The 13,245-nt window shown below is 40.4% G+C and carries 11 protein-coding genes and 1 pseudogene; 4 read left to right on the top strand and 8 right to left on the bottom strand.

Features of this window, described 5'->3' with window-relative positions:
• Window positions 1-170: 170 nt before the first annotated feature.
• Window positions 171-929 carry a DUF4167 domain-containing protein gene (locus tag AC0QT4_RS07440; RefSeq protein ID WP_473201078.1) on the top strand — a complete coding sequence of 253 codons (759 nt, stop codon included), beginning with the start codon at window positions 171-173 and terminating at the stop codon, window positions 927-929.
• 43 nt (window positions 930-972) lie between these two features.
• On the opposite strand, the gene AC0QT4_RS07435 is transcribed toward AC0QT4_RS07440, so the two are convergent.
• The 4 genes from AC0QT4_RS07435 to AC0QT4_RS07420 all read right to left on the bottom strand — a co-directional run bounded on the left by AC0QT4_RS07435 (window position 973) and on the right by AC0QT4_RS07420 (window position 3,989).
• The gene (locus AC0QT4_RS07435; RefSeq protein ID WP_473201077.1) at window positions 973-1,422 is read right to left on the bottom strand and encodes a hypothetical protein; all 450 of its coding nucleotides are present in this window, start codon (window positions 1,420-1,422) and stop codon (window positions 973-975) included.
• 48 nt (window positions 1,423-1,470) lie between these two features.
• Entirely contained in the window at window positions 1,471-1,830 is a 360-nt protein-coding gene (locus tag AC0QT4_RS07430) for a hypothetical protein (RefSeq protein ID WP_473201076.1), read from the bottom strand.
• Window positions 1,831-2,160: 330 nt separating this feature from the next.
• On the bottom strand, window positions 2,161-3,174 hold the full coding sequence (locus AC0QT4_RS07425) for a sensor histidine kinase (protein WP_473201075.1): 1,014 nt from the start codon (window positions 3,172-3,174) through the stop codon (window positions 2,161-2,163).
• Window positions 3,175-3,194: 20 nt separating this feature from the next.
• Window positions 3,195-3,989 carry a response regulator gene (locus AC0QT4_RS07420; RefSeq protein ID WP_473201074.1) on the bottom strand — a complete coding sequence of 265 codons (795 nt, stop codon included), beginning with the start codon at window positions 3,987-3,989 and terminating at the stop codon, window positions 3,195-3,197.
• 169 nt (window positions 3,990-4,158) lie between these two features.
• On the opposite strand from AC0QT4_RS07420, the gene AC0QT4_RS07415 reads away from it, so the two are divergent.
• The 3 genes from AC0QT4_RS07415 (at window position 4,159) to AC0QT4_RS07405 (ending at window position 6,581) form a co-directional block, all read left to right on the top strand.
• Window positions 4,159-4,362, top strand: a complete 204-nt coding sequence (locus tag AC0QT4_RS07415) for a NepR family anti-sigma factor (protein ID WP_473201073.1) — start codon at window positions 4,159-4,161, stop codon at window positions 4,360-4,362.
• Between the two features lie 7 nt (window positions 4,363-4,369).
• On the top strand, window positions 4,370-4,924 hold the full coding sequence (locus AC0QT4_RS07410; protein WP_473201072.1) for an RNA polymerase sigma factor: 555 nt from the start codon (window positions 4,370-4,372) through the stop codon (window positions 4,922-4,924).
• Between the two features lie 226 nt (window positions 4,925-5,150).
• Entirely contained in the window at window positions 5,151-6,581 is a 1,431-nt protein-coding gene (locus AC0QT4_RS07405) for a sensor histidine kinase (RefSeq protein ID WP_473201071.1), read from the top strand.
• Between the two features lie 52 nt (window positions 6,582-6,633).
• Here AC0QT4_RS07405 and AC0QT4_RS07400 read toward each other — a convergent pair whose 3' ends face one another.
• The 4 genes and pseudogenes from AC0QT4_RS07400 to AC0QT4_RS07385 all read right to left on the bottom strand — a co-directional run bounded on the left by AC0QT4_RS07400 (window position 6,634) and on the right by AC0QT4_RS07385 (window position 12,907).
• Window positions 6,634-8,148, bottom strand: a complete 1,515-nt coding sequence (locus AC0QT4_RS07400) for a metallophosphoesterase (protein ID WP_473201070.1) — start codon at window positions 8,146-8,148, stop codon at window positions 6,634-6,636.
• Between the two features lie 336 nt (window positions 8,149-8,484).
• Window positions 8,485-8,919: pseudogene (locus tag AC0QT4_RS07395) on the bottom strand (M23 family metallopeptidase); the annotation flags it as partial.
• Window positions 8,920-9,073: 154 nt separating this feature from the next.
• Entirely contained in the window at window positions 9,074-10,585 is a 1,512-nt protein-coding gene (locus AC0QT4_RS07390) for a metallophosphoesterase (protein ID WP_473201069.1), read from the bottom strand.
• Between the two features lie 315 nt (window positions 10,586-10,900).
• The gene (locus AC0QT4_RS07385) at window positions 10,901-12,907 is read right to left on the bottom strand and encodes a M23 family metallopeptidase (RefSeq protein ID WP_473201068.1); all 2,007 of its coding nucleotides are present in this window, start codon (window positions 12,905-12,907) and stop codon (window positions 10,901-10,903) included.
• Window positions 12,908-13,245 lie beyond the last annotated feature (338 nt).

The following is a 13,245-nucleotide window of genomic DNA, read 5'->3' as shown; positions in this document are numbered from 1 at the left end:
TTGTGATTTTCAAAAAATATATGCTTTTATAAAATATCAGTAGGTATCATTTAAGTGAAATAAAACGCGGATCATTTAACAACCGTATTTTAAATATGACTAGCATTATCGGGAAATAATGCAATGAAAAAGAGTCAATTAAGACACACATACTCCAAAAAGGGATAAAGATGAGGCCACAACAAAATAGACGGGTACGCGGTCGCAATAATAACAATAATAGTAATAACAATAATAATAATCGTCGCGGACCTAACCCATTATCGCGGAATTATGAAAGTAGCGGTCCAGATGTGAAAATTCGCGGAAATGCTCAGCAAATTGCCGATAAATACATAAGTCTCGCACGGGATGCACAGGGGGCCGGTGACCGTGTGATGTCAGAGAATTATCTACAACATGCAGAGCACTATTTGCGTATTATTTTGGCAGCTGTCGGGCAAATGCCCCAAGCGCCACGACGCGATGAAAGCCGTGATGAAAATAATGAACCAGAATATGGTGAAGTAAACACTGAAAGTGAAAAAAGTGATACTGTTCGTTGCGATGTTGAGGCTTCACAAATACAGGCGCAAGAAAAGAGTAATGGACAACACGCTAAGATGCAAAATGGCCATGCGCGCGCAGAGGCAATAGAGACACAGGCTCTCGAACAGGAGGCAATGAGCCAAGAACAAAGTAGTTCTGAGGAAAATGTCGAACCTGTCAAAAAAACACGTCGTCCTGCGCGTCGACGTGCTGTACGTGGTCAAGAACAAGCCCCCCTTGAGCTTTCCGGTTTTGAAACTTCCAAGGAGGCATTAAAAACTTCTCAAAAGGCTGATGAGCCAACAGAAAAAGTTGCCTCTTTTCCTCTCTTGACTGAAGAGATACAGAGAAAACCACGCCGACGTCGGGTGGCAACCTCTTCTGTTGAGGAAAATGCTTAAAGCAAAGGGCGATCTTTAAGTGCTGGTGAAAACTGTTGCCTGTTTAATGAGAGAGTGAAGCAGAGGTTTCTTCCGTCGTCTCAACAGAAAGAACAGCAATCAGTGCACCGCTGTAATAATTGTAAATCATAAATTTTGTCTGTCCCTCTGGTGTTAAAATTTTCAGCACAATATTGTGTTCCGAAAGACTTTGCGACAAAATCTGCGTCCTTTCCGGTAAAAAGAGTGTATGGTGGACAGGGGCTTGAGTGCCGTTGTGAGAGGAAGAGGGCTGCGTTTGTTTGGAAGTTGAACCCGTGACCATAATTTTGTAGACGACTCCAAAGAATACAGCAAGAATGAGGATAAGTGTTATTGAAATAGAAATAATCATTAAACGCATAAGCTTCTTTCTCACGCGTTCTACTGCTGGGGATAAAGGTTGCTCTTGAGAGTGGTCCTCTTGCTGGGCGCAATGGTCTTTTGAGATCTCAATCTGTTTATTGTCCATCATGCTAGACTCTTTTCCTTTATTTCCTTAAAGCCCGATGGGTTTATGCTTTTAAGGTGTTTTGTGCAAGAGATTTGTGGAAGAAAGATTGAGAGGAAATGAGAAAGATAAAAGATCTGTTTCATGCTCGTGAGACGCCTTATCATCTCTCTTTTGGCTTTTAACGAGAAAATTGCCTCGATTGGTTACAAACCAGTTCAACTTTACTTGTTGTTGTAAGTTTGCCTGTATGCTTGTGCATTGGGCAAAAATTTGCTGCCCATAAGAGGAAAACTTTTTGGTAGATGGTATCATGGCTTGTTCACAGTCTTGCGCTGTTTTGTAGGTTTCGACCATGGTCTTGTTCGTATAGCATCTGTTAAAATCATCTGTGCATGAAACCAATAAAAGAATAAAAACAAGGTTATTCATAAGATATTTTCCAAATGAGAGGTTGACAGCATGGGCACCAATTTGTCAGCCTAGAGGCTTTTCTTTATGAACAAACGTTTTTAAAGGTTTTTGGTTCCGTCCAAGGGTTCCGTCCAAGGGTTCCGTCCAAGGGTTCCGTCCAAGGGTTCCGTCCAAGGGTTCCGTCCAAGGGTTCCGTCCAAGGGTTCCGTCCAAGGGTTCCGTCCAAGGGTTCCGTCCAAGGGCGATGGTGTGTGTGGAAAAATGGCGGTGGGATCGGGAACCCCATGTGATGACAACAGTGCTGCAGCTGTTCGGCTTTTTTATGTTGTGATGTGTTAACCGATGGCTTTAAAAAAAAATATCAAAATAAGTATCGGGAACACATAAGCAATAAAGAATCCCTTGCTCTGTTAATGTTAAAGAAGCAGAACCATTGACAGAAACTGGAACAATCTTTTCTAATACAGCGCTGCCAAAACAGGCTTTGTTATTGCTTAAAAGAGGCGTTTGTGCTGCAAAATTTTCATTCCAAGTGATCAGAAGTTGCGTTTTGCCCTTTATTGTTGTCTGAATTTCACACCGTACACAAATACTGCCCTTTTCTTGTGATAAAGCACCAAAAGAAAGAGAATTGACAATAAGTTCATGAAAAGCCAAACCAATATGCAAAGCCGCATTGGGAAAAAGATAAGGATCAACACCCTCAAGGGAAAAACGTTCTGTTTCTTTCATCAAATAGCCTAAAGCCTGCGATTGTACTAATTCACGAAATTGGGCACCACGCCAATCGGAATCGGTAATTAGATCTTGAGAATGAGAAAGAGAATGAAGACGCCCTTGAAATTTGCGTAAAAAAATCTGAAGAGATTCAGTATAGCGTGCCGTCTGACTGGCAATACTTTGAATGATGGCAAGAAGATTTTTAGAACGGTGACTCACTTCTCGAAGAAGGATCTTTAGAACTTGTTCACGGCGACGTAATCCTGAAATATCAACACCGGTCGTGATAATACCGATAATATCTCCATTATCATTGCGATGGCAATCAATGGAAAATTTGTACCAAGTCGCTTGTTTGGATAGATCTTCAAATCGGGCTTCAATGGTTTGCATTTTGCCCGTGGCTAAAACCTGCAATTTAATTGTTTCCATATTATCGGCAAGCTCAAGCGAAAAAAAATCACTGTCACGGCATCCCATACGCCATTTATTCTGCAAATGTTGTGGCAGATTTTCAGCCCATAAGTAATCCAGATTCGTTGTCTGATAGAGAACACAAATATCAGCTCCACGGATCGCTTGCATGAGAGCGCTAAGATGCGATGTATCTATGGGGGATTTTGGAAGAGGCATAACCATCATGATCACGATGTTACTCTAGTCTAGGCCGCTTTAGAAGCATTCTCTTGAAAAAATAAAGCTTGGGAAATAAGGGCCTTTACCATATCTGGATTAAAGGGTTTGGTCACTAAAAAAGTCGGCTCGGGACGCTCTCCAGTCAAAAGCCTTTCAGGAAAAGCCGTGATAAAAATAACCGGTATATGGTCATTTTTTAAAATGTCATTAACCGCATCAATTCCAGAACTGTTATCGGCTAATTGAATATCAGCTAAAACCAAGCGGGGCTTTTCTTTATGATAGAGGATGATAGCCTCATCACGCGTGCGCGCTATCCCTACGACCTTATGACCTAAACTTTCTACCATTTGTTCAATATCTAGGGCAATGAGAGGCTCATCTTCAATAATCATCACTTCAGTAGCAATTTGTTGAGAAATATCCGTCGAGGCTTGGTTAAGGAGCTTGCGGAACTCTTTGCTATCAAGATTCATAATTTCACGGGCTTCTTGTTCATTAAATCCTTCAACGGCAATTAACAAAAAGGCTTGTCGTGCTCGTGGCGTGAGATAGGATAATTTGGCACTGGTTTTTTGTTCAAGACCAAATTGTGGAAGCGGTTCAGGGATATTCGGGGTGGTTTGGTCAAAAAGATGACAAAAAAGCCAATAGGTCCCAATGCGATCACTAGACGCTTTGGGAAAAATAGAAATGTCCGCAATAAGTGCTTCCAACATCGCTGAAACATAAGCATCACCAGAAGATTGGCTGCCAGTGACAGAGCGGGCAAAACGCCGAAGATAAGGAAGATGCGGTGCAATGCGTGTGGATAATGACATAATTTGTAACTCCTTTGACCTTATAAGCACTTTGTTGGTTGAAATCCGAAAGTGATGAAAAAGTTCCTCTGTTCGTATGGAACTTTTTGCCTACAACTATATTTACAACCATGAGGCGAAAAAATTCTTCTCGGTGCTACTTATATTATATGGATTAGGGGGATAAAAAATGAACGACCGTGATGAAAAAAATCTCACCAATCACCGCATCGCTGGAGATGATCTTCTCGGGGTCAATTGTGAAATAGCACGGAAATTACGCCAGTTTTACATGGAAATTCAAGAAGAAGCACTTCCATTGCGTTTGCTGGAACTGTTAGACAGGTTGGAGCGCGCCGAGCAATTTAGCTTGCATAATGTGGAAAAGGCGTAAATCCACTATGGCTGAGGGCGTGAAAAACTTTAAACAGGAACTCCTTTTGGTTCTACCAGCATTGCGGGCTTTTGCACTTTCTTTAAGTGGGAGACAGGATAAAGCTGAAGATTTGGTCCAAGATACCGTGATGAAGGCATGGGCTAAGCAAGACAGTTTTGAAATGGGAACCAATCTCAAAGCTTGGCTTTTTACCATTTTACGCAATGAATTTTATAGTCAAATGCGTAAAAGAGGAAGAGAAGTGCAAGACAGCGATGGTGTGTTAACCCAAAATGTAGCGGTTCATCCTGCTCAATATGGATCACTGGATTTGCAAGATTTCAAAAAAGCCTTAAATATGCTCTCTGCTGATCAAAGAGAAGCCATTATTCTCATTGGTGCATCAGGCTTTTCTTATGAAGATGCTGCAGCGATTTGTGGGTGTGCTGTTGGGACGATTAAAAGTCGTGTGAGTAGAGCGCGTAATCGTTTACAGGAATTGCTCAAAGTCAATGGTCAATCCGATTACGGTCCCGATGCTTATTCCGCGGGGAGCACATTGTGTTCATTTAACGGCTAAAAAAGCATAATAATTATGGTCAATAGCCTTGTTTTTTTTATTCCCGTTATAGCTATTAAAGTAAAAGAAGCATCTGAGGAAATTCAGCGTGTTTGGTGTGTTCCTTTAAGGAAAAGAAAAAAGCCTGTATGAAAGAAACCAGCGGGCTTTTTGCCTTATGGAACAGAAGGGAATTTCTTTTTTTTGCTGAAAAATGACAATTTTTAGGTTCGCCGATGGAAATTCTATGACAACAAAGACGGATTTTCTTCCTCAAAATCTTTCTTCTGATTCAAGCATATCAAGCTGGCGTTGGGTGGCAATCGTGGTTTCTCTTGTTATGGCCCTCTTGGCATCAATCTTTATTATATTGCTCTCAAACGCTGTTGATCGGGAAGTTGCACAGTTGAATACAAGTTCTGAATTGCGCGAACAGGCAGATTTGGCGCTCATTGGTTTGATCGATATGGCTGTCGCTGATCGAAGCTATGCAAAAAACAGAAAGATGGAAGATAAGGCACATTTTGAAAATGCAGCGCGTGAGATTGATAATATTCTCGATTATACGGCGCTTCTTGTTTATGCTCATCCTCAATGGTATGAATGGTTTACAGCTTTTAAAAAAGAGGTCGAAACACGCAAGGCTTTTATGAATGCGCATATGCATGCTGTTGATACGATCCCTGAGCAACCGTCTCAACCTGCTGCTGCTTTGGAATCCCCAAGGGTTCAAGTGGCCCGTTTAGCGCAACTGATGACAAGCTTTATCAATGGCGATGATGTGGTACGACAAAAACAGCGCGAGGGTATAGCGTTGATGCGCGCTGCTTTAACATTAGCAGCAATTATCTCTGTTGTGAGTACTTTTATTTCCGCTTATTTTGTTATTAATCGGTTTCATCGCGATGTCCGCTCCTTAAAAATGTATCAATTGCTGCTTCATAGTGAAAATATAGCTCTTGAAGCTCGAGTGAAAGAACGGACACAGGAGTTGGAAAGAGCACGCAATCATGCCGAAAAAGAACGTCAACGCGTTGAAATGTTGTTGCAAGATGCAAGCCATCGTATTGGCAATTCTCTTGGTACAGTCTCTTCTTTGCTCGGACTGCAATTAAATCGTAGTAAAAATGAAGAAGTCCGTTCTATTCTTGGCGCTGCTCGTGATCGTATTCAGACAATCTCCGCCGCGCATCGTCGTTTGCGTTTGAGTGATGATATGGAAACAACGCTCTTGGCAGAGTTTCTCAGTTCCGTGGTGCATGATGTCGAATTGGCGGTCCCTTTTGAATTGCGCGAAAATATCACCATTCACACCAACTTTAAAGATTGTCGATTGTCTTCAAGAGATGCCACAACGCTTGGAATTATTCTTGGTGAATTGCTAACAAACTCTTTAAAACATGCTTTTCCTGATCATCGTTCTGGTCATATCTATATCTCATTTGGTCCTGAACAAGATGGACAATTGATGCTCATCGTGGAAGATGATGGTGTGGGGATGAAAAGCAAAACTTCAGCGCAAAAAACAGGTCTTGGACGTTTGGTTGTCGAACAGCTCTGTATGCAGTTTGGTGAAAAACCTCTCTTTGAAACGTCTCATTTGGGCGGCACAAAAATTGTGATCCCTTTGCCAAAACTCAGAATGAATGCTTCAAAAGAAAGTCCATCTCCCTCGTAAAGAGAGGCTTTTAAGCCTCCCTTATGCACCAAGAGAAAGTGTGAAAATATTCTTATAAATTACTACAACTTTTGCGAAATCTTTTTGCGAATCGACTTGTGCTCAAATCCCTAACTAAAACGGGTTTGCCTGTCTTTCCATTATAAGCTTTAACATGGAGGTCCTTTCCTTGTACATTGACAAGATAGTAATCTCCTCTAAACAGTGCTCCCGCTGTATAGACAGGGATATTGCCGAAAACTTTATCATCTCGTGCACGGCAATATCTTTGAGAATGGTTGTGTCCTACAAAGATTGCTTTGACATTATGAGAGGTGATGATCTTTTTAAAGCGTGCTAGATCTTTTGCATTTTCAGGACGAAGAAAGTGCGAATTCTTATCTCTATAATAGGGGCGAGCATCGTGAAAGTTGAGAATGGTCACTTTCCCCCTTTTGTCAGCATCTGCTAAATCTTTTTTCAACCAATCGAGAGCTTTCGTTATTTTTATGTGTGTATAACCGTCAGATAAATCCACAGTATAAGTTGGATAATTTTGTAGCTGCACATAGTGGATATCTCCATAATCCCATGAATAACTCAAGCTTCCAGTTATAACCTCATAAGTGTTTTCAAAACGAATGTGCTGACGATAAATTATATGTTGATTGAATTGCGGTAAAAAAATGCTGTATTTCTCTATTTCTTTGAGCATTCTTTTAACAGCACTCAGAGCGCAGGCATTCTTTGAAAGATTTGATATCGGTATCGTACAATCACCAACATTATTATAGTAATCGTGATTGCCTAGTCCCTCATAGACAGGATAAGCACGGCTTTTATACACATATACATAGTCTTGATAGGTTTGTGGTCGACCAAATTCCGTTAAGTCGCCATTGATGATAGAAAATGCTGCTGTATGTGATTCTATGGCCTTTGCTACTTTCTTATTTGTTTCTAACCAAGGACCTCTGTTGCTCTTTGCGTTAGGATCGCCTGAAGTCAAGCGCCATGGCTGCGGATCGGCTGCTATGACGACAGAATAATCTTTTACCGGCTCTTTTCTTTTTACGTACCAAATGACTCGAGCGTTTTTCCCCCCTTCCTCTCTTCGTTCAAAATAATACCCTTTGTTGCTCGAGGTAGCAGAATATTCAGGGCTTCCTATATAGGGGTTATACCAGCCGAATGTTAAAAGCGTTCCATCATCTTGTATTCTATATTGCATCCGACCACCGGCTCCAAAAAGCCAAGCATTCGATGTTGTTGCTGCTTTTCCTACCGAACCAGGTGTAATGATACTCCCAACCCTTGTCTTATCCCAATATTCACCTGTTTTCCACTGTCCACGCTTAATACTTCTAGCAGTTAACACCATAGAAGTAGGTGGATTAAGTTCATTGACGATGTAAACATCTGTTGAACGATCATCAAAGGCACTTTGTTTTGGTTTTGGTAATTTTTCAATAAAGCTTTGTCTTGTTTCGTGTGTCACAGAAAGAGTTTGCGTATGAGAAAAAGAAGGTTTTACACACGAACAGATGGTAAGAAAAATCCCAATGATTGTTCTATATTTGTATTTCATAAAATTACTCTTATAAATTAAAATTATTGACTTTACCAAATATTTAACAGCCGTTACTTTGTAAGGGTGTTAAAGTTGCTTTTTTATGATAAAATTGCCTTTTTTGTGACTGTTTCTTGAAACAAAATGATACATCTAAAAGCATTGGGTAACAAACGCCCAATTCATAATGCAGTTTGTGAAAGCCTTTAAGAGAACGGTAGAAAGGATAAGCCCGCCTTATCGCCTTATCGCCTTATTGCCGTTTTCGTTAAGCCTTCTCAACGGAATGATTTTTGACAAAAACCTTCAAGAGAAAGAATTTTAGCCATCACTGAAGGGAGTGTTCTGTATGATTTAAGACGTGTCGTTTGATGATTTTATTGGGCTTTTTAACAAAGAATCAATATTGTTTTTATTGTTTTTTTCGTGCAGGAATGCTTCTAGATCTTGCGTTTTTAAAGCTTTACTGTCAGGAATGCGGATGCGCATGGGATCCACTTTTACACCATTGACAATGATTTCAAAATGGCAATGGGAACCAGCTGCCATCCCAGTTGCTCCGACATAGCCAATGACTTGTCCTTGTCGTACTTTTGTGCCCAGTTTGATGTCTGGTGCATAACGACTTTGGTGCGAATAACTGCTGACATATCCATTGCTGTGTTGAATTTCTGTATGATTGCCATACCCACCGGTTACGCCAATTTTTATGACAACACCATCTCCTATCGCAATAATGGGCGAGCCTTTTGGAGCAACCCAGTCAACGCCTGTATGCAGTTTGGTGAAAAACCTCTCTTTGAAACGTCTCATTTGGGCGGCACAAAAATTGTGATCCCTTTGCCAAAACTCAGAATGAATGCTTCAAAAGAAAGTCCATCTCCCTCGTAAAGAGAGGCTTTTAAGCCTCCCTTATGCACCAAGAGAAAGTGTGAAAATATTCTTATAAATTACTACAACTTTTGCGAAATCTTTTTGCGAATCGACTTGTGCTCAAATCCCTAACTAAAACGGGTTTGCCTGTCTTTCCATTATAAGCTTTAACATGGAGGTCCTTTCCTTGTACATTGACAAGATAGTAATCTCCTCTAAACAGTGCTCCCGCTGTATAGACAGGGATATTGCCGAAAACTTTATCATCTCGTGCACGGCAATATCTTTGAGAATGGTTGTGTCCTACAAAGATTGCTTTGACATTATGAGAGGTGATGATCTTTTTAAAGCGTGCTAGATCTTTTGCATTTTCGGGACGAAGAAAGTGTGAATTCTTATCTCTATAATAGGGGCGAGCATCGTGAAAGTTGAGAATGGTCACTTTCCCCCTTTTGTCAGCATCTGCTAAATCTTTTTTCAACCAATCGAGAGCTTTCGTGATGATGACTTTCGTATAACCGTCAGATAAATCCACAGTATAAGTTGGATAATTTTGCAGCTGCACATAGTGGATATCTCCATAATCCCATGAATAACTCAAGCTTCCAGTTATGACGTCATGAATGCTTTCAAAACGAATGTGCTGACGATAAATTATATGTTGATTGAATTGCGGTAAAGAATTGCTGTATTTCTCTATTTCTTTGAGCATTCTTTTAACAGCACTCAGAGCGCAGGCATTCTTTGAAAGATTTGATATCGGTATCGTACAATCACCAACATTATTATAGTAATCGTGATTGCCTAGTCCTTCATAGACAGGATAAGCACGGCTTTTATATACATCTGCGTAGTCTTGATAGGTTTGTGGTCGACCGAATTCCGTTAAGTCGCCATTGATGATAGAAAATGCTGCTGTATGTGATTCTATGGCCTTTGCTACTTTCTTATTTGTTTCTAACCATGGACCTCTGTTGCTATTCGCATTAGGATCGCCTGAGTTCAAACGCCATGGTTGTGGATCGGCTGCTATGATAACAGTATAATTTTTGGGAGTCGTTCGCTTTACGGACCAAATGACCCTCGCGTTTGGACCTCCTTCTTCCTGTCGTTCAAAATAATACCCTTTTTTGCTGGAAGTTGCAGAGTATTCAGGGGTCCCACTATAGGGATTATACCAGCGGAATGTTAAAAGTGCTCCATCGTCTTGTACTTTGTATTTAGCAAAACCTCCAGATCCAAAAAGCCAAGCATTCGATGTTGTTGCTGCTCTTCCTACAAAGCCAGAGGCAATCAGAGTTGAGGGGCCATTTCCCCAGAATCCACCCGTTTTCCACTGTCCACGCTCGACACCTTTATCAATGAGTTTCATAAAAGTCAGTGGATTGCTCAGTTCATTGATGATGTAGACATCAGTCGAACGGTCATCAAAGGCACTTCGTTTAGGTTTTGGCAATTTGGCGATGAATCTTTGCTTTTTTTTGTGTGTTACAGAAACATGTTGAGCGTGAGAAAAACAAGGATTGATACAAATCAAGAGGGTAAGAAAAATTCCAATGAGTGTTGTATATGTGGATTTCATAAACTTATCTTATAAAACTAAAAAAATTTCAAAAGAAATGGTCCTATAAGAAGTAAAATTTGTTTTTTTTATGAATTATGTTTCTGTCACTATTTTTAAACGCAATAATATATCTCAAATATATCTGAAAACATTTGGTAATCAAGAATATCCCTCATCTTAAGCATAAGATTTGTAGAAAGCTTTTAGAAATTTAGCAGAAATCTACACCCTATCCTTTTTGCTTTCATTAAGCTTTTTCAGAGTCATTCTTTTTGACAAAAACCTTCAAGAGAAAGAATTTTAGCCATCACTGAAGGGGGTGTTCTGTATGATTTAAGATGTGTCGTTTGATGATTTTATTGGGCTTTTTAACAAAGAATCAATATTGTTTTTTTCGTGCAGGAATGCTTCTAGGTCTTGCGTTTTTAAAGCTTTACTGTCAGGAATGCGGATGCGCATGGGATCCACTTTTACACCATTGACAATGATTTCAAAATGGCAATGGGGACCAGTTGCCATCCCAGTTGCTCCGACATAGCCAATGACTTGTCCTTGTCGTACTTTTGTGCCCAGTTTGATGTCTGGTGCATAACGACTTTGGTGCGAATAACTGCTGACATATCCATTGCTGTGTTGAATTTCTGTATGATTGCCATACCCACCGGTTACGCCAATTTTTATGACAACACCATCTCCTATCGCAATAATGGGCGAGCCTTTTGGAGCAACCCAGTCAACGCCTGTATGCATGCGAACATATCCTAAGATCGGATGCTTGCGTGGTCCAAAGGGGGAACCAAAAACACCATAGGGAGTGGGTTTGCGGAGCAAGAAAGGTTTGGAGCTTTTTCCTTCTGAATCATAATAATCAACGCTTCCGTCTTTTGATTGATAACGGTAATATTTATAGGTCATATTGCCGAAGGTAGCACTGATATAACGAATTTCAGGATCTGTATGGGTGCGCGTTTCCTTTGTTTTTTGATTCTTTTTGCCGTTTTTCGCTTCTTTGTTATTTTGTTCTGTATCGCTTTGTTGTGGCAGAGCATAAAATATTTCTATCTGATCGGTTGGTGTTATCTGACTCTTCATATCGATATTGGTGGCAAGAAGACGAATCAGATGCTGGGAGAGCGACTGCGATAGATTATGGCTGAGCAGAGCATTATAGAGTGCATCATAGGCTGTTGGTAATTGTGCTGTACTCACATAAGAATGCGGAATACCATTTTGAAAGGCGGTTTTAAGAGCCGTTGACATTTTGGGCTCTGCACTTTCAACAAAGGATCCTTTATCATTGAGAGCAATGGTGAGAACATGATACATTCCTTGATAGATGCTTGCCCGCACCAGATGATCTTCTTCTCCAGCTTGTGTAACAATACCAATCCGTAAAAGGCTTCCCTCTTTCAGCATATCAGAATGGTAAAATCTCGTTAAAGTGTTTACAACCTGTTCAATTTGTTGCTTCGTGTAGTTCGTTTCTTTGAAAACATCCGCTATCTTTTGTTTTTTACGAATAGGGATAATATCTTCAGCGTAATTTTTCGTGAGGTCAATGCGATGACTTTGAGGGGAAATGGTTACATTTTCTTGCACAATGCGCACTTCAGGGGTATCGGTAAACTGAGAGCTGGAAGCCGCATCTTCTAATTTTAACGGGTCAATCAATGTGAGTATTGAAAGGAGTTCATTGGTTTTTTCCAAAGAAAATCCAGCTTTTTTTAATTCTTGTTGTGCTTCATCATCCGTCAGGGTATCGGCTCCATCGAAGTCTAATTGATCAACGATAAACTTACGGTTGCGTAAGATAATTTTACTTTCCACTTTCGCGCCGTAAATCTGTCCGGAATCTTGCAGTTTGATGGTTTTTGTATTCGAATCACTGGTAAACATACTGAGAGAATCAAATTTAGGATAGCTATATCTTTGTGGACGCTCTTCGGCTAAAGCCATTCTGATCCATTCAAAATGTTGTGTTTGAATAACTTTTTCATCGCCTTTTTTTTGCAGAATTGATAATTCAAATTGCCGTTTACTATCAAAGCTTTGCCGTGCATGGGTGGGGGCAATACGGTCACCTTTATATCGATTGGCATCGGGGTCTTGTGTGTTTGAAAGATTTTCTGGTGTAAACCATTGTGGAGGTGTTACCAATCGCTGTTGTTCATCGAGAGCAGCAAAAAGTGCAATCCCCATCAGAATGCAGGATGTGATTCCCGTGAGAACTGTTCCGGTAAGCCAACGCACAGAAATCTGTCGACGCGCTGGTCGCAAACGTTTCACGACAAGAGCAGGATCTTGCCCGGGATCGTTTTTCTGTTGTTCGTTATCCCACATAGATTTTTAGAGTACTTTTCAAATATTAAATAAAAGGTGCTAGCATAGCTTAGCATCGCGCGACAAGAATTTGATTCTTTGTTACAGACAAAGGAAACCTATTACAGACAATGCAAATCCCCAAATTTATACAGCAATACCATTATAATAGCGAAGAAAGATAGAAGAGCAATAACAACATTGGTTATGTTCTCAACATCACACAACAAATGCTCCTAACAATTACATTCCCCCGTATTTGATGGATAAAGTATTCCATGGATAGATTTGCTTGCTTTAAGGTGTTCTTTTTAGCTTTTATCGTTCTATTTTTTTTGAGAGTTCCCCTTTTTCTTTTC

This window comes from Bartonella sp. EBT8 (genome assembly GCF_055796165.1).
This window is presented reverse-complemented; position numbering and strand designations above follow the sequence as displayed.